22 protein-coding genes and 1 tRNA gene are annotated in these 23,863 nt (G+C 68.2%); 14 read left to right on the top strand and 9 right to left on the bottom strand.

The window, feature by feature from the left end:
* Positions 1-15: 15 nt before the first annotated feature.
* The gene (locus tag RC2_RS15820) at positions 16-495 is read left to right on the top strand and encodes a helix-turn-helix domain-containing protein (RefSeq protein ID WP_068149069.1); all 480 of its coding nucleotides are present in this window, start codon (positions 16-18) and stop codon (positions 493-495) included.
* Positions 482-1,591, top strand: a complete 1,110-nt coding sequence (locus tag RC2_RS15815) for a tyrosine-type recombinase/integrase (RefSeq protein ID WP_068149068.1) — start codon at positions 482-484, stop codon at positions 1,589-1,591. The genes RC2_RS15820 and RC2_RS15815 overlap by 14 nt, the downstream gene beginning before the upstream one ends.
* A 72-nt stretch (positions 1,592-1,663) precedes the next feature.
* Here RC2_RS15815 and RC2_RS15810 read toward each other — a convergent pair.
* Both RC2_RS15810 and RC2_RS15805 read right to left on the bottom strand, forming a co-directional pair.
* Positions 1,664-1,753: transfer RNA gene (locus tag RC2_RS15810), tRNA-Ser, on the bottom strand.
* A 44-nt stretch (positions 1,754-1,797) separates the two neighbouring features.
* The gene (locus RC2_RS15805) at positions 1,798-2,973 is read right to left on the bottom strand and encodes an alpha-hydroxy-acid oxidizing protein (RefSeq protein WP_068149067.1); all 1,176 of its coding nucleotides are present in this window, start codon (positions 2,971-2,973) and stop codon (positions 1,798-1,800) included.
* An 82-nt stretch (positions 2,974-3,055) separates the two neighbouring features.
* On the opposite strand from RC2_RS15805, the gene mgrA reads away from it, so the two are divergent.
* Positions 3,056-4,087, top strand: coding sequence for an L-glyceraldehyde 3-phosphate reductase (mgrA, locus tag RC2_RS15800; RefSeq protein WP_139277432.1), 1,032 nt, complete (start codon positions 3,056-3,058; stop codon positions 4,085-4,087).
* A 34-nt stretch (positions 4,088-4,121) separates the two neighbouring features.
* Entirely contained in the window at positions 4,122-5,111 is a 990-nt protein-coding gene (locus RC2_RS15795) for an NAD(P)H-quinone oxidoreductase (RefSeq protein ID WP_068149063.1), read from the top strand.
* Between the two features lie 28 nt (positions 5,112-5,139).
* Here the strand turns inward: RC2_RS15795 and RC2_RS15790 are convergent, their stop codons facing one another.
* On the bottom strand, positions 5,140-6,339 hold the full coding sequence (locus tag RC2_RS15790) for a cysteine desulfurase-like protein (protein WP_068149097.1): 1,200 nt from the start codon (positions 6,337-6,339) through the stop codon (positions 5,140-5,142).
* A 92-nt stretch (positions 6,340-6,431) separates the two neighbouring features.
* Here RC2_RS15790 and RC2_RS15785 point away from each other — a divergent pair, with 92 nt between their 5' ends.
* The 5 genes from RC2_RS15785 (at position 6,432) to RC2_RS15765 (ending at position 10,557) form a co-directional block, all read left to right on the top strand.
* Entirely contained in the window at positions 6,432-7,040 is a 609-nt protein-coding gene (locus RC2_RS15785) for a bacterial proteasome activator family protein (RefSeq protein WP_068149061.1), read from the top strand.
* A gap of 18 nt (positions 7,041-7,058) precedes the next feature.
* On the top strand, positions 7,059-7,919 hold the full coding sequence (wzm, locus tag RC2_RS15780) for a galactan export ABC transporter permease subunit Wzm/RfbD (RefSeq protein ID WP_068149059.1): 861 nt from the start codon (positions 7,059-7,061) through the stop codon (positions 7,917-7,919).
* A 15-nt stretch (positions 7,920-7,934) separates the two neighbouring features.
* Positions 7,935-8,786: a galactan export ABC transporter ATP-binding subunit Wzt/RfbE gene (gene wzt / locus RC2_RS15775; protein ID WP_068149058.1), complete on the top strand. Its 852-nt coding sequence runs from the start codon at positions 7,935-7,937 to the stop codon at positions 8,784-8,786.
* The gene (gene glfT1, locus RC2_RS15770; RefSeq protein WP_068149055.1) at positions 8,779-9,666 is read left to right on the top strand and encodes a galactofuranosyltransferase GlfT1; all 888 of its coding nucleotides are present in this window, start codon (positions 8,779-8,781) and stop codon (positions 9,664-9,666) included. Before wzt ends, glfT1 begins: the two co-directional genes overlap by 8 nt.
* A 75-nt stretch (positions 9,667-9,741) precedes the next feature.
* The gene (locus tag RC2_RS15765; protein WP_068149053.1) at positions 9,742-10,557 is read left to right on the top strand and encodes a class I SAM-dependent methyltransferase; all 816 of its coding nucleotides are present in this window, start codon (positions 9,742-9,744) and stop codon (positions 10,555-10,557) included.
* Here the strand turns inward: RC2_RS15765 and RC2_RS15760 are convergent.
* The gene (locus RC2_RS15760) at positions 10,544-12,412 is read right to left on the bottom strand and encodes a glycosyltransferase (RefSeq protein WP_068149091.1); all 1,869 of its coding nucleotides are present in this window, start codon (positions 12,410-12,412) and stop codon (positions 10,544-10,546) included. The two genes, RC2_RS15765 and RC2_RS15760, sit on opposite strands and share 14 nt — an antisense overlap.
* Before the next feature lie 145 nt (positions 12,413-12,557).
* Positions 12,558-13,346, bottom strand: a complete 789-nt coding sequence (locus RC2_RS15755; RefSeq protein WP_068149052.1) for a glycosyltransferase — start codon at positions 13,344-13,346, stop codon at positions 12,558-12,560.
* Between the two features lie 103 nt (positions 13,347-13,449).
* Between RC2_RS15755 and RC2_RS15750 the strand changes: the two genes are divergently transcribed.
* Positions 13,450-15,660 (top strand): putative glycosyltransferase family protein, encoded by a 2,211-nt coding sequence (locus RC2_RS15750; RefSeq protein WP_068149049.1) that lies wholly within the window; start codon positions 13,450-13,452, stop codon positions 15,658-15,660.
* Between the two features lie 13 nt (positions 15,661-15,673).
* Here the strand turns inward: RC2_RS15750 and RC2_RS15745 are convergent, their stop codons facing one another.
* Complete coding sequence (locus tag RC2_RS15745; RefSeq protein WP_245811148.1) at positions 15,674-16,651, bottom strand: Gfo/Idh/MocA family protein; 978 nt, start codon at positions 16,649-16,651, stop codon at positions 15,674-15,676.
* A complete protein-coding gene (locus tag RC2_RS15740) occupies positions 16,651-17,751 on the bottom strand; it encodes a DegT/DnrJ/EryC1/StrS family aminotransferase (protein ID WP_068149045.1) in 1,101 nt (366 codons plus the stop codon). Before RC2_RS15740 ends, RC2_RS15745 begins: the two co-directional genes overlap by 1 nt.
* Positions 17,752-17,906: 155 nt before the next feature.
* Here RC2_RS15740 and RC2_RS15735 point away from each other — a divergent pair, with 155 nt between their 5' ends.
* Both RC2_RS15735 and RC2_RS15730 read left to right on the top strand, forming a co-directional pair.
* Positions 17,907-18,632, top strand: a complete 726-nt coding sequence (locus RC2_RS15735; protein WP_068149043.1) for a DapH/DapD/GlmU-related protein — start codon at positions 17,907-17,909, stop codon at positions 18,630-18,632.
* On the top strand, positions 18,629-19,615 hold the full coding sequence (locus RC2_RS15730; RefSeq protein ID WP_068149040.1) for a lysylphosphatidylglycerol synthase transmembrane domain-containing protein: 987 nt from the start codon (positions 18,629-18,631) through the stop codon (positions 19,613-19,615). The genes RC2_RS15735 and RC2_RS15730 overlap by 4 nt, the downstream gene beginning before the upstream one ends.
* A 20-nt stretch (positions 19,616-19,635) precedes the next feature.
* Here RC2_RS15730 and RC2_RS15725 read toward each other — a convergent pair whose 3' ends face one another.
* On the bottom strand, positions 19,636-21,339 hold the full coding sequence (locus RC2_RS15725; RefSeq protein ID WP_068149037.1) for a hypothetical protein: 1,704 nt from the start codon (positions 21,337-21,339) through the stop codon (positions 19,636-19,638).
* A complete protein-coding gene (gene rfbB / locus RC2_RS15720; RefSeq protein ID WP_068149035.1) occupies positions 21,336-22,352 on the bottom strand; it encodes a dTDP-glucose 4,6-dehydratase in 1,017 nt (338 codons plus the stop codon). The genes RC2_RS15725 and rfbB overlap by 4 nt, the downstream gene beginning before the upstream one ends.
* Before the next feature lie 54 nt (positions 22,353-22,406).
* Between rfbB and rfbA the strand changes: the two genes are divergently transcribed.
* Both rfbA and RC2_RS15710 read left to right on the top strand, forming a co-directional pair.
* A complete protein-coding gene (rfbA, locus tag RC2_RS15715; protein WP_068149033.1) occupies positions 22,407-23,279 on the top strand; it encodes a glucose-1-phosphate thymidylyltransferase RfbA in 873 nt (290 codons plus the stop codon).
* The gene (locus RC2_RS15710) at positions 23,276-23,836 is read left to right on the top strand and encodes a dTDP-4-dehydrorhamnose 3,5-epimerase family protein (RefSeq protein ID WP_068149030.1); all 561 of its coding nucleotides are present in this window, start codon (positions 23,276-23,278) and stop codon (positions 23,834-23,836) included. The genes rfbA and RC2_RS15710 overlap by 4 nt, the downstream gene beginning before the upstream one ends.
* Positions 23,837-23,863: the final 27 nt, after the last annotated feature.

Genomic DNA, 23,863 nt, shown 5'->3' with positions numbered 1-23,863 from the left:
CCCACCGGTCGAACCGTGCGCGAGAACGTCGCACGCGTGCGGCGCGAGCAGGGGTTGACCCTTCGCGACGTTGCCGATCGGCTATCGAACACCGAACGGCCGATAGCGCACAACACGATCAGCGAGATCGAACGGGGTGCTCGCCGGGTCGATGTCGACGACCTCATGGCGCTCGCGGCTGCCCTGAGCGTGTCGCCGGTCGCGCTGCTCTTCCCGAGTGCCGAGAGCGCCGAAACAGCAGTTCACGCAACAGGATTCGGAGAGGTCGCGGCCAGCCAGCTATGGACGTCGATGCACGCGCCGCCTTCCCCAGAGACCGCCAACGCCTCCTGGTGGAGCACGATGATCGCTCCGCAGATGGACGAGCAGCCGGCGGATCTGATCGCCCGGGCAATCACGATCGTTGCGCAGGGTGCGGGCTCCTTCAAACCCGAGGACCTCGTGAACCTCCTGGTCCCCGGAACCAGCAGTGGGAGTTCAGATGGCGACGATTGAGTCCTACGACACCGCCGCCGGCAAGCGCTGGCGCGTCCGGTACCGGACACCCGATCGTCGCCAGACCGACAAGCGTGGGTTCACCTCGAAGCGCCTGGCGCAGGACTTCGCGGCCACGGTCGAGGTCGAGAAGATGCGCGGCGAGTACGTGCCGCCGAAGCTCGGCCGGATCACGCTCGCCGAGCTGGGGCCGGAGTGGTTGCAGCGCAAGGAATCCACCCTCAAGCCGTCGGCGTATCGCTCGCTTGAGACGTCGTGGCGGGTGCACGTCGAACCGCGGTGGGGCGACCGCCGACTGACCGACGTGGACCTCGACGCGGTGGAGTCGTGGATCGCGGCGATGGTGCGCTCCGGCAGCGGCGCCACCGTGGTGATCCGCGCGTACGGCGTGCTGGCCGGGATCCTCGATTCGGCGGTGAAGGCGCGGCGCCTGGCGAAGAACCCCGCGCGCGGCGACGAGAACCTGCCCCGCAAGGGACGGAAGGCCGTCCGGGTGTACCTCTCGCACGAGCAGGTCGCGCAGCTCGCCGCGGCGGCCGGCCAGCACCGCGCGCTGGTGCTGGTGCTGGCCTACTGCGGGCTGCGGTGGGGTGAGGCGATCGGCCTGCGCGTGCGTCACCTCGACCTGCTCCGCGGCCGGCTCGCGGTAGTCGACAACGCCGTCCAGGTCGATAACGTGGTCCACGTCGGCACCCCGAAGTCGCACGAGCAGCGCTCGGTGCCCGTACCGGCCTTCCTGGTGGCAGTGCTGGCCCGCCAGTGTGAGGGGAAGGGCTTGGACGATCTGGTCTTCCCTGGGCCGAATGGGGCCTACCTACGGCGGTCCGTCAGCTCGACTGGCTGGTTCACCCGGGCAGTCTCGAAGGCCGGCGTGCCGCGGCTGACGCCGCACGACCTCCGGCACACCGCTGCGTCGCTCGCCGTGTCCGCCGGCGCGAACGTGAAGGCGCTACAGAGGATGCTCGGGCACGCCTCCGCGGCGATGACGCTCGACGTCTACGCGGACCTGTTCGACGACGACCTCGAGGCCGTCGGCACCGCGCTCGATCGCGCTGCATCTGCCGCAGGTGTGGGCAAACTGTGGGCAGTGGAGTGACCACCCCACCGCTACCCTGACGCAAAAAGGCCCCCGAACTGCGCGGATAGCGCGATTCGGGGGCTGTCGCGGTGGCGGAAGCGGAGGGATTTGAACCCCCGGACGCTGTTACACGTCTCTCGCTTTCAAGGCGAGTGCATTAGGCCGCTCTGCCACGCTTCCAGGTCGATCACCTCGGAATACTAGTGCCCGAGGACGCCCCTTCCTCACCCACCCGCGAGGATGCTGCGATCCACCTCGGCGAGGGAGGTCAGACCGGCGAGACCCATGGTGATGTCGAGGTCGGCGAGGATGCAGCGCAGGGCGTGCTGGACACCGTCGCGGCCCGCCAGGCCCAGGCCGTAGACCCACGGGCGGCCGTAGAGCACCGCGTCGGCGCCCAACGCCAGAGCCACGAGAATGTCGGCGCCGGAACGGATTCCGGAATCCAGCAGCACCGTGGACGAGTCCCCCACCGCGTCGGCGACGGGGCCGAGTGCGTCGACGGCGGCGATGGCGTTGTCCACCTGCCGCCCACCGTGATTCGACACGACGACGCCGTCCGCTCCGGCGTCGACGACGGCGCGCGCGTCGTCGGGATGCAGGATGCCCTTGACCAGGACGGGCAGGTGGGTCCACTCCTTCACGCGGGCGATGTCGGCGGGGCGGAGCGTGTGGTTGCCGAACATTCCCACCCAGGTGAGCACCGCGATCTGCAGGGCTTCGTCGCTCGACTCGGGCGGCGCGGCGAGACGCGATCGGAACACCGGATCGGACAGATAGTTGGCAATGCCCTGCGCCTTCAGGAACGGCAGGTGACCGAGGTCGAGATCGCGCGGGCGCCACCCCATTCCGGGGGTGTCGGCGGTGACCACGATCGCCTTGGCGCCGGCGGCGGTGGCGCGACGGACGAGCGATTCGGCGACGCCCTCGTCGGCGGGCCAGTAGAGCTGATACCACCAGTTCTCCCCGGACACGGCCGCGACCTCCTCGATGGGGGTGGACGAGGCCGTCGACAGCACGGAGCCGACACCGAGCTCGGTGGCCACCGAGCCGACGGCGGGTTCGGCGTCGGGATGCACCATGCCGAGCACCCCGATCGGTGCCGTGAGGATCGGCGCGTCGAGACGCAGTCCGAACAGGTCGACGGAGAGGTCGCGGGCGTCGGGCGCGCTCGCTCCGCGCCACATGCGCGGCACGATGCGGTGCCGGCCGAACGCCTCGACGTTGCCGACGGCCGTGCGCTCGGTGGACGCGCTCCCGGCGATGTACGCGAACGCGGCGGCCGACAGGGTCTCGCGAGCCCGGGCCTCGAGCCCGGCGGCGGTGGTGGGGAGGTCCGGCGCGGTTCCGCCGAGGCCCGTCAGGTAGATCTCGTTCTGGAAGTTGCCGAATGCACTCACCCGTCGAACGCTAACCGCTCGGGCGCGCCCGCCGCACGCGTTTCTCGCCGCGCAGCGCGCCCGGTCCGGCAGGATGGCAGGCATGCCCGATCCCTACGTCGCTGCCGCCGACCGTTACGAGCACATGCCCTACCGCCGCACCGGCGCCTCGGGCCTGAAGCTTCCCGCCATCTCGCTCGGACTGTGGCACAACTTCGGCGACGACAAGCCCCTGGCCACCCAGCGCGCGGTGCTGCGCCGGGCGTTCGACCTGGGCATCACCCACTTCGATCTGGCCAACAACTACGGTCCTCCGGCCGGCAGCGCCGAGATCAATTTCGGGCGAATCCTGAAGGAGGACTTCGGTCCCTATCGCGACGAACTGGTGATCTCGACGAAGGCCGGGTGGGACATGTGGCCGGGGCCCTACGGATTCGGCGGCTCGCGCAAGTACCTGCTGTCCTCCCTGGACCGTTCGCTCGAGCGCATGGGGTTGGACTGCGTCGACATCTTCTACAGCCACCGCGCCGACCGCGAGACACCCGTCGAGGAGACCGCGGGTGCGCTGATCAGTGCGGTGCAGCAGGGCAAGGCACGCTACGCCGGCATCAGCTCCTACTCCGCCGCCCGCACCCGGCAGATGGCGTCGCTGCTCTCCGACGCGGGTGTGCCGCTGCTGATCCACCAGCCCAGTTACTCCATGGTGAACCGGTGGATCGAGTCGGATCTGCTGCCGACCGTGGACGAGCTCGGCGTCGGCGTCATCGCCTTCTCACCGTTGGCGCAGGGCATGCTGACCGACAAGTATCTCGACGGTGTTCCCGAGGATTCCCGTGCGGCGCAGGGCAAGTCACTGAATCCGGAGTGGCTGACCGACGAGATCCGGGAGAACCTGAACGCGCTGAACGACATCGCGTCGTCGCGTGGCCAGAGCCTCGCGCAGATGGCGATCGCGTGGGCGCTGCGCGACCGGCGGGTGACGACGGTGCTGCTGGGCGCGTCGTCGGTCGACCAACTCGAGGACAACGTCGCGGCACTCCAACGCCTCGATTTCGACGACGACGAACTGTCGCGTATCGACGCGCACGCCCCGGATGCCGACGTCGACATCTGGGCGGACTCCACGCGGATCTGACCCCGGATCACCCGGCGGGCCTACTCTGACAATCATGCATGCGATCACGCTGACCGAGTACGGCGATCCCGACGTCATGGTCTGGGCCGAGGCGGCCGATCCCTCGCCCGGAGCGGGCGAGGTGGCCATCGCCGTCACCGCGGCCGGGGTCAATCGCGCGGATCTGCAGCAGCGACAGGGCAATTACCCACCGCCACCGGGGGCCTCCGAAATTCTCGGCCTCGAGTGCTCCGGGGTGATCGAGGCGCTCGGTGACGGCGTCACGGGACTGCAGGTAGGCGAGGAGGTGTGCGCCCTCCTGGCCGGCGGCGGCTACGCCGAGCGCGTCGTCGTCCCCGCGGAGCAGGTCCTCCCGGTTCCCGACGGCGTCGATCTCGCGGTCGCGGCGTCGCTACCGGAGGTGGCCTGCACGGTGTGGTCGAACGTCGTCATGTACGGCGGGCTCGGTGCGGGTGACACGCTGCTGATCCACGGCGGCGGAAGCGGAATCGGCACGCACGCGATCCAGGTCGCCAAGGCCCTGGGCGCGCGGGTCGCGGTGACCGCGGGCTCCGCCGAGAAGCTCGAGACGTGTCGGTCCTTCGGTGCCGACATTCTGATCGACTACAAGGAGCAGGACTTCGTCGACACCCTCCGCGAGGCCACCGACGGGCACAGCGCCGACGTGATCCTCGACAACATGGGCGCGAAGTACCTGTCTCGCAACGTGTCCGCCCTCGCCATGGACGGGCGGCTCGTCACGATCGGCATGCAGGGCGGGCGGAAGGCGGAGTTCGACTTCGCCGCGCTGATGGCGCGCCGCGGGAGTGTGCACTGCGCGGGACTGCGGGCGCGTCCCGTGACGGGGCCGGGCGGCAAGGCCGAGATCGTGCGGCAGGTCCGTGAGCGCGTGTGGCCGATGATCGCCGACGGGTCGGTCACTCCCGTTGTGCACGAGCAGGTTCCGATCGCCGAGGCACCCCGGGCACACCGTCTGCTCGACGAGCACTCCACGGCCGGCAAGGTGATCCTGCGAGTGCGGTGATCGACTTCGGGGCCGACCACACCGCGCCTCAGGCCATCGAGTCCAACACCGACGCGAGCTGGTCGATCTCGTGCCGGGTGGTGTACGGCGCGAGACCCACCGTGATCGCTCCCCCGGCATCGGCGACACCCAGCGCTTCGAGCAGGCGGCTGCCGCCGTGGACTCCGGAGACGACGTCGATGCGGTGGTCGGCCAGGCGGGCCGCCACCTTGTCCGATTCGACCCCGTCGACACTGATGCTCACGCACGGCACTCGGCTCGCCGCGGTTCCGATCGTCATCAGATGCGGCCGGTCGAGCCGGTCCAGGAGGTAGGCGAACAGGGAATCGTGATAGTCCTGGAGCGATCCGATGGACATCTCGAGCTTCTGCCGACGTGTTCCCTGCGCCCCCTCGTCGAGCGACGCGAGGCAGTCGATGGACGCGGTGGCCCCGGCGAGCAGCGAGTAGTGCAGTCCGCCGAGTTCGAGCCGCGCGGGTCCGGTGGACTGCTGGTCCAGCGCGATGGACGGCAGCCGATCGAGCAGGCCGGGATCGCGGAACACCAGCGCGCCGACCCGCGGGCCGCCCCAGGCCGCCGCGTTCACTGCGACCACGTCGGCCTTGAGGTCTTCGAGGTCCAGCACCGCGTAGGGCGCGGCGCCGGACGCGTCGACGACCATCAGCCCACCGACGTCGTGCACCAGATCCGCGGCCACGCGCACGTCGGGCGCCGACCCGACCAGCGAGGACGCCGCCGTCACGGCCACCAACCGCGTGTTGGCGGCCACGAGCTCGTCGAACTGCCACGTCGGCAACTCGCACGTCTCGATGTCGACCTCGGCCCACTGGACCTGCGCGCCGTACCGGTTGGCGATGCGGAGCCACGGCGCGACGTTGGCCTCGTCGTCCAGCCGGGAGAGCACGATGCCGGTGCCGAGACCCAGTCGCGTACTCAACGCTTCGGCGAGCCACGCGAGAAGCACCGAGTGATCCGGGCCCAGCACCACCCCCTCGGGTGAGCCTCCGACCAGATCTGCGACGGCCTGCCGGGCCTCCTCCACCGCCTGCGTGCTGCGACGCGCCGCGGGATACCGAGAGGAGTGGGACGTGGCCGAATTCCGGAACGTCGTCGACACCGCCGTCGCGACGCGGTCCGGAATCTGCGCACCCAGCTGCGGATCGAGATGTATCCAGCCGTCGCCGAGCGAGGGAAAGAGCCCTCGTACGCGGGCGACGTCGTAGGTCATGCCGAACACTCTAGGCGTCGTCGGCGACTCCTCGGTGGGTCGGAGGGTCGGCCGCCTTCTGTCCTGTCGGTGACCCGGGTCAAGATGGAGTCATGACCACACCTTCCGGTTCGGAATCCTCCGCTTCCACCGACGGTGACGGGTCCGACCACGTCGTCGTCATCGGCCCGGATGGGCAGCCGATCGCCCTCAGCCCTCGCGAAGCGGCGGCCGCGGCGGCCCGGGCGAACGTCACGGGAGCCGACTCGTCCGACGACGACGACAGCGAGTCGCTGGCCGACATGGTCGAGCAGCCGGCCAAGGTCATGCGCATCGGCACCATGATCAAGCAGCTGCTCGAGGAGGTGCGGGCCGCTCCTCTCGACGACGCCAGCCGCACTCGTCTCAAGGAGATCCACACGTCGTCGATCCGCGAGCTCGAGCAGGGGCTCGCGCCGGAACTGCGGGACGAGCTCGAGCGCCTGGCCCTCCCGTTCGGCGAGGACGCGGTGCCGTCGGACGCGGAGCTGCGGATCGCACAGGCGCAGCTCGTCGGGTGGCTGGAAGGGTTGTTCCACGGCATCCAGACGGCACTGTTCGCTCAGCAGATGGCAGCGCGGGCCCAGCTCGAGCAGATGCGGCAAGGGGCACTCCCGCCCGGCGTCGCCATCGGTGGGGGCGGTCCGGCCCAGCACAACCAGGGCACCGGTCAATATCTCTGACGGGTACTCTCGTCCGTCGTGGTAGCACCAGCGATCGACTCGGACACCGGCGGCGAACCCGCGTCGGACTCCCAGACCTATCGCCGGGCGGTTCGTGACCTGCGCGAGGGCTACGGTCAGCGCGAGCTGTGGCTCAGCCTCGGCTGGCAGGACATCAAGCAGCGCTACCGCCGATCGGTCATCGGCCCCTTCTGGATCACCATCGCCACGGGCGTCCAGGCCGTCGCCATGGGCCTGCTGTACTCCGTGCTGCTCGACATCGACCTGCGCTCGTTCCTGCCGCACGTCACCGTCGGCCTCATCATCTGGAACCTCATCAGCGCGTCGATCCTCGAGGGCGCGGACGTCTTCATCGCCAACGAGGGGCTGATCAAACAGCTGCCCTCGGCGCTCAGCGTGCACGTCTACCGCCTGGTGTGGCGGCAGGTGCTGCTGCTCGGGCACAACCTGCTGATCTACCTCGTCATGTTGGCCGTGTTCCGGCCGGAGCTGCACTGGACCATCATCACGGCCATTCCGGCGTTCCTTCTCATCGTCGTGAACATGGTGTGGGTGGCCCTGCTGTTCGGGATCGTCGCCACCCGGTACCGCGACCTCGCGCCGATCCTGGGCAGCCTGGTCACGCTGTTGTTCTTCATGACGCCCATCGTGTGGACCACCGCCAACCTGCAGACCATGGGCGGTGAAGCAGCGCAACGCGCCCGCCTGGTCGAGATCAACCCGCTGTTCCACTACCTCGACATCCTGCGCGCGCCGTTGATCGGCGAGGACCAGCAGGCGTATCACTGGTACATCGTGCTGGGCTGCACCGCGGTCGGCATCGCTCTCACCATGGTCGCAATGCGCACCTTCCGCGCCCGCGTGCCCTACTGGGTCTGATCGGAGATCGCGACCATGACCGTCAGCATCGACACGCATTCCGCGTGCGTCGACTTCCCCATCTTCGACGCCAAGACCCGCTCACTGAAGAAGGCGTTCCTCGGCAAGGCGGGCGGAACGATCGGCCGCAACGACAGTGACGTCGTCGTCGTCGAGGCACTGCGCGACATCACCCTGTCCTTGCGCGAGGGCGACCGAGTGGGGCTCGTCGGCCACAACGGCGCCGGCAAGTCGACACTCCTGCGGCTGCTCGCGGGGATCTACGAACCCACGCGGGGCAGCGCCGTCGTTCGTGGCCGGGTGGCGCCGGTCTTCGACCTCGGCGTCGGCATGGACCCCGAGATCTCGGGCTACGAGAACATCATCATCCGCGGGCTGTTCCTCGGGCAGACTCGGAAGCAGATGGCGTCCAAGATCGACGAGATCGCCGAGTTCACGGAGCTGGGCGACTATCTGGACATGCCGCTGCGCACCTACTCCACCGGCATGCGCGTGCGCATCGCCATGGGTGTGGTCACCAGCATCGACCCCGAGATCCTGCTGCTCGACGAGGGAATCGGCGCTGTCGACGCGGAGTTCATGAAGAAGGCCCGCACGCGGCTGCAGGAGCTGGTGAAGCGCTCCGGCATCCTCGTCTTCGCCTCGCACTCCAACGAATTCCTCGCCCAGCTCTGCGACACCGCCATGTGGATCGACCATGGCCAGGTGCGGCAGCAGGGCGGGATCGAGGACGTGGTCCGGGCCTACGAGGGTGACGACGCCGGTGACCACGTCGCCCACATTCTCCGCGAACTGGCCGTGAGCGACGGCAAGCGCGACAGCACAATGGGCGACGGTACCGGGAGCGACGGGGAGCGCGGTGCCTGAGACGATCGTCGGCGTCGTCGTCACCCACCGTCGTCGGGCACTGTTGGCGGAGTCCCTGGCCGTCCTGGCGTCGCAGTCGCGGCCGCTCGACCACCTGATCGTCGTCGACAACGCGTGCGAGGACGACGTCCGGGCGTTGGTCGAGTCGCAACCTCTCGCGACGACGTACCTCGGCAGCAAGCACAATCTCGGCGGCGCCGGCGGCTTCGCCCTCGGCATCCTCTACGCCCTGTCCCTCGGTGCCGACCGCGTCTGGTTGGCCGACGACGACGGCCGGCCCGAGGGTCCGGACGTGCTCGCGACGCTGCTGCGCTGCGCGGAGACCCTCGCGCTCGACGAGGTCTCACCAGTCGTCTGCGACATCGACGAGCCCGACCGGCTGGCCTTCCCGCTGCGCCGGGGCACGGCGTGGCGGCGATGGCGGTCGGAGTTGGGAACGGAGGAGTTCCTCCCGTCCTACGCGTCGCTGTTCAACGGGGCGCTGTTCACGGCGGCGGCCGTCGAGGCCGTCGGCGTGCCCGATCTGCGCCTGTTCGTGCGTGGCGACGAGGTCGAGGTGCACCGTCGCCTCACCCGCTCCGGGCTGCGCTTCGGGACGTGCCTGCAGACGGCGTACCTCCATCCCAACGGCAGCGACGAGTTCAAGCCGATCCTGGGCGGTCGCATGCACACCCAGTACCCCGACGACGCCGTGAAGCGGTACTTCACCTACCGCAACCGCGGGTACGTCCTCGCCCAGCCGGGCATGCGAAAGCTGCTGCCGCAGGAATGGATTCGGTTCGGGTGGTACTTCCTGATCACCACCCGAGACCTCGCCGGACTCCGGGAGTGGCGCCGCTTGCGCGCCCTCGGTCGGACCGAGCGCTTCCGCCGTCCCTGACCCGACGAACCGGACGCGTGGTCGACCGGGCGGTCCACTACGGTAGGTGTCCATGACACGAGTGCGGGGGCCGCGATGAGGTGGGGTCGGCGCATCCGGTCGTCGGCGCGCGCGAAGGTGGTGCGGGCCGTGCACGAGGTGGTCGCGGAGACCACCGAGGGCGCCGAACGTCGGCACCGCGAGCTGCTGGATCTGCTGGTGGGCCAGGCCCGCACGATCGCCGAGCTCCAGGAATCGGTGTCCACCCTCGAGTTCCGGATGCGACGTGATCTGCCGTTCGCCTCCGACGTCGAGGCGGCCGCGTCGAGTGCCGACTTCGTCGAGCAGCACCTGCCGAAGGTCCCGTCGTTCACCCACCCCACCGCCACCCTGCGGCACGCCGTCGACGCCGTGTCGATCGACGGCATGGCGCTCGAGTTCGGGGTCGCCACGGGCACGACGTTGAACGTCATCGCCGAGCAGTGGGCCGCGAACGCCAACGTCGGTGTCGTGGCGGGCTTCGACACGTTCGAGGGGCTCCCCGAGACCTGGCGTACCGGCTTCGAGGCCGGCACATTCGCACAGGACACGCTGCCCGAGGTCCCCGGAGCGCACCTCGTTCGGGGCCTGTTCCAGGAGACGCTCGGCCCGTTCCTGTCCAAGAACCGCGGCCCGGTGGCGTTCGTCCACATCGACGCCGACCTCTACTCCTCGGCCGACTTCGTGCTACGCCGCCTCGAATCCCGTCTCCGGGCGGGCACGGTGATCGTCTTCGACGAGTTCTTCAACTTCCCCGGGTGGCAGGCACACGAGTACCGGGCGTGGACCGAGTTCGTCGACCGAACCGGCGTCGACTTCGAGTACCTCGCCTACACCTCGAACAACGAGCAGGTGGCCGTCAGGCTCGGGTGACCTCACGGACGTCGAGGCCGTAGAGGCGGGCCCAGTTCTCGCGCGTCGTCAGGTCGGATCGCGCGGCGCGATAGGCCTGCGTCACCGCCGGCGTCTCCTTGCGCAGTCGGTCCAGCACCCGGCGACCGCGCTTCAGCAGCTCCAGCGCCCGCTGACGGTCGCGTACCCGTACGCGGACACCCTCCTGCGACCGGTCGGTGACGACGGCGTGAGCGAAGAGCGAGACGTGCCACCAGTGGGCGTCGTCGGCCGAGATGGCGACGGGGCCGGGATGAACCCTGCCGCGGAACTGCTGCACGATGCGCTTGGCCAGCACCGCCCATTCCATGCTGGGCTTGGGATTCGGTCCGGCCGGCGTGATGACCATGTCCGCGGGACGGACCCCTGGAACGTCGTTGGCGTTGTGCCGCTTGGTCTCTCCGTAGCGGGCGCGTTCCCGACGGATCGCGGCGGCGGCCTCCATGCCGCCGTCCGCCAGCAGCGCCGGACCGCCGAGGAAGTCCTCGACGGACTTGATGAGGGTGTACGCCATGCCGTACTGCATCGACACGAGATACCGCAACAGATCTCGCCGCAACTGCTTGGCCAACGCGACGCCGTCGAGTTCGGTGTGCAGTGCGGCCGTGATCATGCCGTTCCGGAGGTTGAAGTAGCGGTGCCACTCGTCCCAGTCCTTCCAGGCGAAATCGGCATGCCAGACCGCCGCCCCGGGCAGCGTGACCGTCGCGAATCCGTGTGCGCGCGAACGGTAGCCGTACTCGATGTCGTCCCATTGGAAGAACAGGGGAAGCGGGTAGCCGACCTCCGCCACGATCTCGGACGGGATCAGGCAGGACCACCAGCCGTTGTAGCCCGCGTCCACGCGGACTTCCTGCTGCTTCTTCTTCAACACGCTACGGTCGGCGAACGCGTCCTTGACGTGCAGTCCGGCCTCGAGCCGCTGGAGGTTCGCCACCTCGGCCCCGACGTGCACGCGATCCGGGTGCAGCAGGTAGAGCATCTGCGCACCTACGATGGCCGGCTCCACCGTCTTGTTGGCGAACGCGTTCATCCGCACGAATGCTTCCGGCTCGCACAACACGTCGTCGTCCATGAACACCACGTTGGCCGGATCGCCACCCTTGCCCTGCACCTCGTACAGACCGCGGGTGAACCCGCCCGCACCGCCCAGGTTCGGCTGGGTGATGTACACCAGCTTGTCTCCCAGATCGCCTGCCACACGCTGGAATTCCGCCCGCGTCTCGACCCGGTCGGTACCTTGGTCGACGACGTAGACGTGGTCGACGTCCCGCAAGGCGAGGGGATCGTCCGCCAGTGCGGCCACGGTGGCAGCGCAGTCGTCCGCCCGGTTGAACGTGCACACCACCACCGAGGTGGGGCGCATCCGTTCCGGTGCCGCCACCCGCCACGTCGCATCGTCCAGAACGAACTCGTCGGCCGACGTCATGATGCGCACGAACAGCGCCCCGCCGTCGAGGAACTGCGTCGTCGGCACGGTGAGGCTCACGCGGTCGTCGGCGTCGCTGATCGCGCGACTGTCCATGATGCGCTCGCGACCCAGGTAATCGGTGGCCACCACGTCGAGTCGCGCCCGACCGTCGACCCGTGCATCGAACGTCACCTCGGTGACGGTGGTCCACCGCTGCCAATAACTCGCCGGAAAGCGGCCGAAATAGCTGTTGGTCGAGACGACGCTGCGTTTGGCCACCGTGACCGCTGCGCGTGAACGCTCGGCGGATCCCTTGGTGATTCCGGCGTACATGTCTGCGCTGACCAGCGGTGACGGCCCGTCGAACAAGACCCGCTGTGCCACCATCGTTCCGGTCGGCGTCGGAACGACGGCGTCGCTGTTCATGATGGAAATCACCCTCCGCGTCGCATTCTCTCGGCATTGCCCGACGAGAAGCGGACAATCGATTGTCGAACGGAGTCAGGCTATCAATGTGGGCCTGTCAGGCCCGCATTCGCGACGGAGCGGCGGCGGCGAGCGCTCAGCTCGTTCAGTGCCGACGTAGCGCCGCACCCGCGGCCTCGCGAAGCCCGCGGCGGCGCGTACGGAGCTGCCAGAGTCCGCGCGCCATCGCGACGATGTCGGCCGGCGCGACCCGGCTGGGCTGATCGTGGTGCCGATCGGACAACCGAACGGGAACCTCCACGGGGCGGATCCCGGCGAGTTCCACGGCGTAGTCGAGTTCGGTGGTGAACAAGAATCCGGGTTCCGTCAGCGCGGGTGCGAGGTCACGCGCCATCGGCCCGTCGAGCAGGAATGTGCCCTGGGGGTCCCCGGTTCTGGTCCGCAACACGACTCGGCGGAGCGTGGCGAAACCCAGAGTCATCGCCGCCCGAAGAACGCCCCGTTCGACCTCCGATCGCGGGTGCGACTTCGAACCGATGTAGACGGGCGCCTGCACTGCCGACCGACGTGCGTGCTCGTCTGCGCCCGCCAGGTCGTCGAATCCGAAGGGCAGATCGTCGGCAGTGAGCAGCACCCTGTCGCCTCGAGAACGCAGGATTCCGAGGCGGAGGGCATTTCCCATGCCCTTGTCGCTGTGCAGCACTCTCAGTGCTGTCCGTTCCGCGTCCCAATCCCGTTCGAGTCGGTCGCAGATCGCCGACGTATCGTCGGTCGACCCGTTCTCGACGACCACGATCTCCGCGATTCGGTCGACGAGATGGTCCGCGAACGCCGTCACGGTCGACTCGATGACGGCCGCGGAGTTGTGCGCCGGGATGACGACGGACAGTTCCACCGCCCCGGCACCGTCGCGCGAGGGCGAGTCAGTGGGCACGACGGGGGCCTTTCGTGGTCGACGGCGGTGTGACGCGGAGGAACACTACGCTGCATTGAGCGAGTCGAACCATTGCTCGCCTCCGAACCGACGAAGGTGAGTCGTGCAACACCCTCCTGCGCTGGCCGGACGTGTCGGCCCGGCCGCCCTCCTCGCGGTCGCGGTCGTCGTCACTGCCGCCATTCCCCTCCTATACGACCGCTGGTTCTTCTACTGGGACGACAGTGCGGCCGCCTTCACCCCGGGCTGGCGGGTGATCGGACAGGAGCTGCTCGACGGCCGGTGGCCCGCCCTGGTCCCGGAGATGTGGGCGGGCGGCAACGTCACGGCCGAGGCCCTCTACGGGATCTACAACCCCGTGCTGCTCGCGGCCGCCGTGGTGATCGCCCTGGTCCCCAATCTCGCAGTCGGCATCACGCTCGTGAAGATGTTCTTCCTCGCCGTGCTGGCGGTGGGAACGTACGTACTGGCCAGGCAGTTCGGTGCATCGCGGCCGATGGCGTTCACCGCCGGCTACGTAATGCCGTTCGCGACGTACACGCTGTACTTCGACGCCTCGAGTTGGGCGTCGGGCCTGATCGCCTTCGCCTGGATTCCGCACGTGTTCTGGTCCGTTCGCGCGTCGGCGCACGGCCGGATCAACCCTCTGTGGGCAATCCTGTTCTCCGCCCTCGCGCTGACCACGGGAAATCCCTACGGTGCGGTCGGCGTGGTGGTGGTCTACCTGGCCGTCGGAGTCGAACTGCTCCGGCACCGAGGCCCCCGCGCCCTGTCCTCCATGGTGGTCACCGGGCTGTCGGCGCTCCTGATGTCGATCGTCGTCTATCTCCCCCTCGCGTTCACGACCGGCGTCTCGGTCCGAACGGCCACGGGCGTGACCAACGACGGCATGCTCCGACCCGGCCTCGGCGACATTCTCGACCTGTCCAATCCGACGCGACTGCCGATGATCGACTCGTTCGGTGATCCGTTCCTCACGATGCCGGTGGGGTACCTCGCGTGGTTCGTCGTGCCGCTGCTGCCGTGGATGCGCTGGCGAACGATGCGGACCTCGCTCGCCGGGGCGTCGTCGCTCGTGGTGTTCTTCGGCGTGTACGCCGTCCTGCTGCTCGGCCCGTCGCAACTGTGGCTGTTTCGGTGGCCACTCAGGCTGCTCGAGTACGCGCAGCTTCCGGTGATCGTCGTCGTCGCGGTCGTGCTCAGTGCGGGCCTGGAACGCGACCGCCTCCGCCTCCGCGCGGGCCTGACCGCCCTGCTGGTGGCGTTCCAGTTCTACACCGCGTGGTCCAGTGTTCCGGAGGACCTCGGCTACCACGCGACGGCGCTCGGCGTCGTGGCGGTGCTGACCGCACTGGTGCTGATCGTGCGCGCCGCGGACGCCCGGATTCACGCCGCCGTGTTCGCAGCAGGAACCGCTACGATTCTCGCACTGCAAACCACTCTGTGGTTCCCGGGAAATTACACCGTGACCCCGTGGTTCTTTCCGAGACAGGCGTCCTTCACCGCGGACCGGTTCGCCGACCGCTACGTCGGCAATACCTTTGCGATCGCCGACACCGAGAACATCCCGCTCGACCAGCCCCGCTCGCAGTGGGGCGACCTGGTCTTCGGCAACCAATGGCAGGCGGCAGGGGTCGACGCGGTCAACAGTTACGCCGGCATCAGTTACGCCGACTTCGTGGAGGCCCTCTGCCTCAACTACTACGGCGGGGTCCAGTGTTCCGACGCCGTCGACCGGCTCGAACGCACCGCCCCGGGAACGACCGTCTCCTGGATCGACGCTTTGCGGTTGCAGACCATCGTGGTGCAGAACAGCGGGCCCTACGGCGGGCCGCGTGCCTTCGACGGACTGTCGCCGACGGACTGGACCGTGATCGACGGGCCGATCGTCACCGTGGCTCGGCGCACGACCCCCCTCCCGTTCCCCGACGGGCGTGTGTCGGCGACGGCCGCAGGACTCGAGGTGCAGGACGACGTGACGACGTCGCCCACCCGAGAGAGCTTGCGCTACAGCGGATCCGGCGCGGTCACGTTCGCAATGCTGGCGTGGCCGGGCTGGTCCGCGACGGTCGACGGGCGACCCGTCGAGGTGGACGCCACCTCCGGTGGGCTGCTGCAGATCGATCTGCCCGCCGCTTCTGCGAACGGATCGACCGTCGATCTCGCGTACACCCCGCCGGGTCAGAGCCTCGGCGTGAGCGCCGCGGCAGCCGGCGTCCTCCTGGCACTGGCCCACTCGGTCCTGTGGAGCGTGCGACGGCGTCGAGCGACACCCGACGTCCGACCCGAGGCGGTCGAGACAGGCTCGCCGTGACCCCGAGATCGAGTCACCCGCCGAGGAGAGCGTCTCCTCGAGCGGCCGTGGTGACCTGATCGACCACGCGGTGGGCGGGCAGGATTGCCGCGCGCTCCGCCGCGGCGTCGTCCCTTCCCTCGACCAGATCGAGGAACCGATCCAGCTGTGCCGCGAGGGGTTCTTGGCTGTACTGCAGGGTGGGAATCTCGATGACGGTCTGCTGCTGGTAGCCGTCCCGGTCGGCGGGCATGTCGTCGGAGATGTGCTTGTAGATCGTGATGTCCCGACGGAGCAGGTCGATCTCGATGAGCCGCTCGGCTTCGAGGACCGACAGTTGCCGGACCTTGCGCTGGCTGACCCGGCTGGCCGAGATCGTGGCCACTGCACCCGAATCGAACCGCAGCACGGCATCGGCGCAGTCCTCCGCCACGTTCTCGCGTGACGACTCGTGGAAGTAGCCGAACTCCCCGCGCGCCGACACCGGATCGGCACCCACGAACGAGATCGCGAGATCGACGTCGTGGATCAACAGATCCGTCGCTACCCCCGTCGAGATTCTGGAAACGAAGGGTGAATGCCGAATGCCGTTGACCTGCCACACGTCTCCGACGAATTCGCGAGCCGTGCGGACTGCCGGGTTGAATCGCTCGAGCAGCCCGCACATCAGCGGTGTGCCGGACTTCTCGGACCGTGCCACCAACTCCGCGCTCTGTTCGTAGGTCGCGGCCAGCGGCTTCTCCACGAGCACCGGCTTCCCCAGCGCGAGTACGCGCGAGGCGATGTCGTAGTGGGCCGGAGTGGCAGCGGCGACGACCACGGCGTCGATGCCGTCCAGGTCGTCGAAGTCGGGGGCCCACCGGCATCCGAAGCGGTCCGCGACCGCCGCGCCGTTCTCCTCGCGCGGTTCGACCAGGACGGTCAGGTCGCACCGATCCGACGACGCGATCACCCGCGCGTGCAGCGACCCCATGCGACCGGACCCGATGAGCGCGACTCGTGGGGTGGCCATCATGCCTCCATTGCCGAACGGACCGCCGAGACGACGGTGGCGACGTCGTCCTCGGACAAGCGTGCGTGGACGGGGATCGACAGACAACGGCTCGCCACGGACGATGCGACCGGAGTCTCGTCGATCTGCACTCTCGGGTGCGCGCGATAGCAGTCGTAGTCGTACGCGGTCCGTGGGTAGTAGATTCCCGAACCCACCCCGGCCTCGGTCAGGCGATCGGACAGAGTGTTCCGGTCGATCGGCGCGTCCTCGTCGACGAGCACGGTGAACTGGTGCCAGACGTGTCCGCGACCATTCGATTCGGTCGGCAACGTCAGTCCGGGGACGTCCTTCAGGCCGGTGGACAACGCCTCTGCGTTGCGTCGCCGTTGTGCGATCTGCGCGTGGTACGCGCTCATCTGCGGCAACGCGAGGCTGGCCTGCAGATCGGTCATGCGGTAGTTGTGACCGACCATCTCGTACTCGTACCGCGCCCGCATGCCCTGATTGCGGAGGACGCGCAGGCGATCCGCCACGGCGTCGTCGTTCGTGGTGATCATGCCGCCCTCACCGGTGGTGAGATTCTTGGTGGCGTAGAAGGAGAAGCACCCGAGGCCGAAGGTACCCACGCCCCGCCCGTCGTAGGTGGCGCCGTGCGCCTGCGCGGCGTCCTCGACGATCGCGAGGCCGTGGCGCTCGGCGATCGCGATCAGCGGTGCCATGTCCGCCGACTGGCCGTAGAGGTGCACGGGGAGCAGCACCCGTGTGCGCTCGTTCACCCGCTCGGCCACGCTGGCCGGATCGAGCGCGAAATCGGTGGCCGCGATGTCCGCGAACCGCACCGTCGCACCCGCCTCGAGGATGGCGTTCACTGTCGCGACGAACGTGAACGGACTGGTCAGCACCTCGTCGCCCGGCTCGAGGTCCTGCACGCTCACCGCCGCGACGAGCGCGGTGGTGCCGTTGTTGACGGCGACCGCATGCCGCGCCCCGACGAGAGCGGCGAACTCCTCCTCGAGTCGGCGCACCTTCGGCCCTTGCGCCACGATCCCGGAGCGGAGCGTGTCGAGGACTTCTCGCTCGACATCCTCGCCGAACGAAACGCTCGAAATTGCAATCACTTGTTTTCTCCCGCGGCAAATAGCGTGGCCCGATAACGGACCGAGATCCGTTCGACACTAACGCCCGGACGTCGGTACCGGTCACCAGGCTCGCACCCACGGGTACGGTCGACCGAATTCGGCTCGACGGATTCACTCATGGAGGATGGTCTCTCGTGTCCACAACTCGAGGTCGAGACTGCCGTATCCACGACACCGCTGTCGTCGGCGACGGAGTCACCATCGGCGACCGGGTCACGATCGGTCCCTTCGTCGTGGTGACGGGGCCGGTCACCATCGGTGACGACTGTTGGATCGGAGCGCAGGTGGTGCTGGGTGCACCGCCGGAGATACTCGGAGCCGACCACTTCGCCGATTACGAGGAACCCAGTGACGGAACGGGAATCGTGATCGGCCCGGGCACCGTGATCCGTGAACTCACCGCGGTGCACCAGGGCAGCGTTCGCCCGACCGTGATCGGCGAGAACTCGTTCGTCATGAACCGGATTTCGGTGGGCCACGACGTTCAACTCGGCGCGAACACGATCGCGGCACCCGGGGTCACGTTCGGCGGACACGTCACCTTGGGTCCGGGGTGCAACATGGGCATGAACAGCACCATCCACCAGCACCGAGTGATGGGAGCGGGTGCCATGGTGGGCATGGGGGGCATCGCCACCAAGGACGTCCCTCCCTTCGCGACCGTCACCGGCAACCCCGCGCGCCTCCACGCCGCCAACACCGTCGGGATGTCTCGCAAGGGCTACGAGCAGTCGGACATCGACGTCGTGGCCGCCGCCTACACCGACGGACGTCTGCCGTCGGCCGACGCACTGACCACGGCGACAGCGGACCACTTCACCTGGTGGCGGGAGCGTTCCACCAAACCGCTCGTCTCATGACGGAGCCGACCACGACGACCCACGGCGCTCGGACTCACCTCGCGACCGCCGTGCGCGTGCTCGTCGTCGCCGCCATCGTCGTCACCGTCGCGCTGGCGGTTCGGTCGCAGTGGGCCGACGTCCGGGACACCATCACGACGCTGGGTATCTGGTCGCTGATCGGCGCCACGTTCTTCGTCTTCCTCGGAATGGGAGCGGCAGTCCGCGCGTGGCAGCACGCGCTCGGCTCGCTCCACTTCCCCATCCCCGCGTTCGACGCCGCACGCTGCTACCTCGTCGGACAGCTCGCGAAGTACCTGCCGGGCAGTGTCTGGGCTTTCGTGCTGCAAGCCGAACTGGTCCGCCGCGCCGGGGTCACCCGTGCCGCGGGCTTCACCGCGGTGCTGGTCACCGTGGGGCTGAGCACGACGTCCGCGCTCGTCGTGGGCCTGTTGGCCCTGCCGGCACTGTTCCAGCTCAGTTCGGTAGCCGCTGTCGGGGTGCTGTGCCTCGTCCCGATCTCACTGATCTGTGCATACCCGGCCGTGCTGACACGACTGGTGAACATGCTGCTGCGGCTGTTGCGTCGACCCCCGCTCACCGAGCCGCTGACCCGCCGCAAGATCGCCCTCGCACTCGGCTGGTGCGCGACCAGCTGGGTCTTCTACGGAATCCACCTCTGGATCCTTACCTCGAACTCCGTGGGACTGCACCCGGCAGGCCTGGTGCAGTGCATCGGCGCCCTCGCCCTGGGCATGTGCGCCGGGGTGCTCGTCTTCGTCGCCCCCTCCGGCATCGGTGTCCGCGAAGCCGTCGTGGTCGCCGCTCTCTCACCCTTCATGCCGTCGGGCGTCGCCCTCGGCTTGGCCCTGGCCAGCCGCCTGATCTTCACGCTCTGCGAGGTGGTGGCCGGCGCCGCCGCCGCCGCGTTGACCTCCGCATCGCTGCGTAACCGGCTGGTGCACAGCCGCTCTCGCACCAAGCCGACCGGGACACTCGGGTAGCTCCACACCGGAGTAGGAGCTCAAACCCCTTCTTTCCAGATTCCCGTGAAGGTCCCGCAGGTGATTCGGGACCCATTCAACGCACTGTCGATCGCACCGAGCAGCCCGGTCGGATCCTGCGGGCCGACCGCACCAGCGTCGATTCCCCTCGCACCGTCGCCTCCCGCCAGTTGTTCCGGAGTCACTCCTGCGAACAGAACGAGGTAGGAACCCATGCTGTCCATCTCGGTGGCGGTGTCGAGAATGCGATCCCGCGTATCTGCCACCAGCTCCATCGGCAGCATCCAATCGATCGGGAACGGATTCGTGAGATTCAAGGCTGGATAGACGACAGCATTGTCGGGGAGCACAGCCACCTTGCGTGCCGGATATGTGCGGACGCACCTATCTATGTCAGCGAGATAGGCGACCGTGGCGGGCGTTGTGCGGATACCCCTCATTTCCGCGGTCACCGACCCGAGGGAGGCCGTCAACAGCTCCCTCGGCTGGTCACGGTACGCGTCGACCGATTGCTTCGCGACGAGGAACGAGCCCGCGAGTAGCACGCCTACCACGGAGGCCGCGACGCCTACCAACCTCGATCCGCCGGCGTCCACCGAGTCCCCAGAGACGAACGACACAACGATCGCCGCGATCGACAACGCCATACTTCCGCCGAGCAGCGTCGGTGAATCGTATCCCCAGGACAGAGAAGACATCCACGCCAGAAACGGGAGCGCGAGCAGTCGCCACTGCACCCTGGCCCGACCGAGAATCGCAGACTTCAGAAACTCGAACGCAATAGCCAGCACCAGCATCCAGAGGAGAACGATGCCCCAATCACCAGCCCTGGAAAGGCCACCTCTCACGACGACCGCCAGGACACACATCAGGCTCGCCGCTGCACCACAGCGGCCCATGATGGTGGCCCACACGGATTCGTGAGTCGAGGTCCACGCAGCCACTGCACACGCCACGAGGAATACGACGAGGTAGATGCCGAACCCCTCTGCGGACTCGGCGGAGAGCAGGCGGTCCCCGACGGTTCCCGCGCCTCCGGTCAGCTGATCGAGAGCCTGGGCGCCGCCGTTCGCCGCACCGACAACGATCGCGTAGAGCGCCGGACACGCTGCCAGTATTGCCAGATCCAACAGAAGCCGATCTCTGCGACCTCGGCGGTGTTCGATCAACAGGAAGATCAACCCAGCGACCAACGCGGGCGCGAAGCTCTGTTTGGTCGTTGTTGCCGCGCCCAAGGCCAGTAGCCCCAGGCGGAACAGCCAGGTCGACGACCCCCGGGCTCCGCGGTCGAGCGCCCACCAACCAAGCGCGACGAAGAAGATCCCGTCGATCGTGTGCCACGCGTTCATGGGAAACAGGTGGATGTTGACCAATGCGGCCACCACGACGCCTACCGATCCGCAGAATCGGAGTGAGTCCAGCTTCACTCGGAGAGTCAGGAGGGCGAGCCACACCGTTGCCGCCATCATCTGAAGTGTTGCGATCATGACCGAGGCCGGGTACGAGGGGCCAGGCAACACGATGTCGACGACATGGAAGAAAGCCGACCCCAACGGTCGCGCCGAGATGAAGTCACGGTGCGGAATCTCGCCCTGCAGGACTCGCCAACTTTGCGCCAGCACGAACCCCTGGTCCGTGGGATTGAATCCGAACCGTTCCACGAAAAAGGCGACCCACACCGAGACGAGAGCGAATATCGAAATGCTCAGCCAGGACCATCTCACTTGGAGATGCCGGTGACGATCCGCTCGGTGCCGGCGTAGACGGCTTCGGTGGCGTCCTTCTGGGGTCGCCACCAGTGCTCGTTGGTTCGGTACCAGTCGATGGTGGCGGTGAGGCCGGCGCGGAAGTCGGAGTAGGTGGGGGTCCAGCCGAGTTCGGTGCGCAGGCGGGTGGAGTCGATGGCGTAGCGCAGGTCGTGGCCGGGTCGGTCGGTGACGAAGTCGAAGTCGTCGGGCGCCTTGCCGCAGAGCTCGAGGATGGTCTCGACGACGGTGCGGTTGTTCGCTTCGCCGTCCGCGCCGATGAGGTAGGTCTGGCCGAGTTCGCCGCGCTCGACGATGGTCCAGACGGCGTCGTTGTGGTCGTCGACGTGGATCCAGTCGCGGACGTTGGCGCCGGTGCCGTAGAGGCGGGGGCGCACACCGGTGAGGACGTTGGTGATCTGGCGGGGGATGAACTTCTCGACGTGTTGGTAGGGGCCGTAGTTGTTGGAGCAGTTGGAGATGGTGGCGCGGATGCCGAAGGAGCGGGCCCATGCGCGCACGAGCAGGTCCGAGGAGGCCTTGGTGGAGGAGTAGGGGCTCGACGGGTTGTACGGGGTGTCCTCGGTGAACCGGGCCGGGTCGTCGAGTTCGAGGTCGCCGTAGACCTCGTCGGTGGAGATGTGGTGGTAGCGCACGTCGTGGGTGCGGACGGCCTGGAGGAGGGTGGTGGTGCCGACGACGTTGGTGCGGACGAAGGGCCAGGGGTCGGCGAGGGAGTTGTCGTTGTGCGATTCGGCGGCGAAGTGGACGACGAGGTCGGTGTCGGCGACGAGTCGGTTCACCAGGTCGGCGTCGCAGATGTCGCCGTGGACGAAGGTGATGCGGTCGGCGACCGGGTCGAGGGAGGCGCGGGTGCCGGCGTAGGTGAGGGCGTCGAGGACGGTGATGTCGACGTCGGGGCGGGTGCGCAGGGTCAGGTGAACGAAGTTCGCGCCGATGAAGCCGGCACCGCCGGTGACGAGCATCCTCATGCGCGGAACAGTACGTGGCGAGCGGTCGCTTCTGCAGTCTGGGAGACTCCCCCGGTGCGAGGAATCATTCTGGCCGGGGGCACGGGCTCGCGGTTGCATCCCATCACGCAGGGGATCAGCAAGCAGTTGGTGCCGGTCTACGACAAGCCGATGATCTACTACCCGTTGTCGACGCTCATGCTCGCCGGGATCCGTGACATCCTGATCATCACCACCGCGCAGGACGCCGACCAGTTCGCCCGCCTGCTCGGCGACGGCTCCCGGTTCGGCATCTCCCTGACCTACACCGTCCAGCACGAACCCAACGGTCTCGCCCAAGCGTTCGTCCTCGGCGCCGACCACATTGGCGACGACGCCGTCGCCCTGGTGCTCGGCGACAACATCTTCTACGGCCCCGGCCTGGGCTCGCAGCTCTCCCGCTTCGAGGGCCTCGACGGCGGTGCGGTGTTCGCCTACGAGGTCGCCGACCCCACTGCCTACGGCGTCATCGAGTTCGACGAGCACGGCCGCGCGATCTCCCTCGAGGAGAAGCCCGCCGCCCCGAAGTCGACCTTCGCGGTGCCGGGGCTGTACTTCTACGACAACGACGTCGTCGGGATCGCCCGCGGCCTGACCCCCTCCCCGCGGGGCGAGTACGAGATCACCGACGTCAACCGCCACTACCTCGACGCCGGCCGCCTGCAGGTCGAGGTGCTGCCCCGCGGCACCGCCTGGCTCGACACCGGCACGGTCGAATCGTTGCTCGAGGCATCGAACTACGTGCGCACCATCGAACATCGCCAGGGCCTGAAGATCGGCGCCCCCGAGGAAGTGGCGTGGCGACGCGGATTCCTCAGCGACGACGAGCTGCGCACCCGCGCGGAGGGTCTGGTGAAGTCCGGCTACGGGTCTTACCTGCTGAACCTGCTCGAGAGAGGCCACCGATGAACATCCGGGAACTGCGGGTGCCGGGGGCGTTCGAGATCACCCCACGCCAGTTCGGCGACGACCGCGGCGTGTTCTTCGAGTGGTACAAGTCGTCCGCGTTCACCGAGGCCGTCGGGCACCCGGTGGACCTGGTGCAGGCCAACTGCTCCGTCTCCGCCGCCGGAGTGCTGCGCGGCATCCACACCACCGTCGACCCGCCCGGGCAGGCGAAGTACGTCACCGCCGTCACCGGCGCGTTCCTCGACGTCGTGGTCGACCTCCGCCCGGAATCGCCCACCTACGGCACCTGGGACTCGGTGATCATCGACGACGTCGACCGCCGCGCGGTGTACCTGCCCGCCGGCCTCGGCCACGCCATCCTCTCCCTCGAGGACCGCTCGACGGTGATGTACCTGTGCAGCCTCGAATACAGCCCCCATCTCGACCGCGACATCCACCCCCTCGACCCCGACCTCGCCATCGACTGGCCCACCCACGGCCGCGACGGCACCCCCCTGACCCACCAGCTCTCCGACAAGGACGCCGCCGCCCCCGCCTTCGCCGACTGGAACCACTGACCGGGCGGCAGGGACACCGCGCACAGG

This window comes from Rhodococcoides corynebacterioides NBRC 14404, from assembly GCF_001894765.1.
In the GTDB taxonomy this organism is placed as follows: Bacteria; Actinomycetota; Actinomycetes; order Mycobacteriales; family Mycobacteriaceae; genus Rhodococcoides; species Rhodococcoides corynebacterioides.
This window is presented reverse-complemented; position numbering and strand designations above follow the sequence as displayed.

What these genes read in the sequence shown, in the direction of transcription:
- RC2_RS15765 (WP_068149053.1), top strand. Translation starts at nt 9,742, where the DNA reads ATGAGGTGGGGTCGGCGCATCCGGTCGTCGGCGCGCGCGAAGGTGGTG.
- rfbB (WP_068149035.1), bottom strand. Translation starts at nt 22,352, where the DNA reads ATGAGGATGCTCGTCACCGGCGGTGCCGGCTTCATCGGCGCGAACTTC.
- wzt (WP_068149058.1), top strand. Translation starts at nt 7,935, where the DNA reads ATGACCGTCAGCATCGACACGCATTCCGCGTGCGTCGACTTCCCCATC.
- RC2_RS15795 (WP_068149063.1), top strand. Translation starts at nt 4,122, where the DNA reads ATGCATGCGATCACGCTGACCGAGTACGGCGATCCCGACGTCATGGTC.
- RC2_RS15815 (WP_068149068.1), top strand. Translation starts at nt 482, where the DNA reads ATGGCGACGATTGAGTCCTACGACACCGCCGCCGGCAAGCGCTGGCGC.
- RC2_RS15760 (WP_068149091.1), bottom strand. Translation starts at nt 12,412, where the DNA reads ATGAACAGCGACGCCGTCGTTCCGACGCCGACCGGAACGATGGTGGCA.
- RC2_RS15730 (WP_068149040.1), top strand. Translation starts at nt 18,629, where the DNA reads ATGACGGAGCCGACCACGACGACCCACGGCGCTCGGACTCACCTCGCG.
- RC2_RS15745 (WP_245811148.1), bottom strand. Translation starts at nt 16,651, where the DNA reads ATGGCCACCCCACGAGTCGCGCTCATCGGGTCCGGTCGCATGGGGTCG.
- RC2_RS15785 (WP_068149061.1), top strand. Translation starts at nt 6,432, where the DNA reads ATGACCACACCTTCCGGTTCGGAATCCTCCGCTTCCACCGACGGTGAC.
- mgrA (WP_139277432.1), top strand. Translation starts at nt 3,056, where the DNA reads ATGCCCGATCCCTACGTCGCTGCCGCCGACCGTTACGAGCACATGCCC.
- RC2_RS15790 (WP_068149097.1), bottom strand. Translation starts at nt 6,339, where the DNA reads ATGACCTACGACGTCGCCCGCGTACGAGGGCTCTTTCCCTCGCTCGGC.
- RC2_RS15710 (WP_068149030.1), top strand. Translation starts at nt 23,276, where the DNA reads ATGAACATCCGGGAACTGCGGGTGCCGGGGGCGTTCGAGATCACCCCA.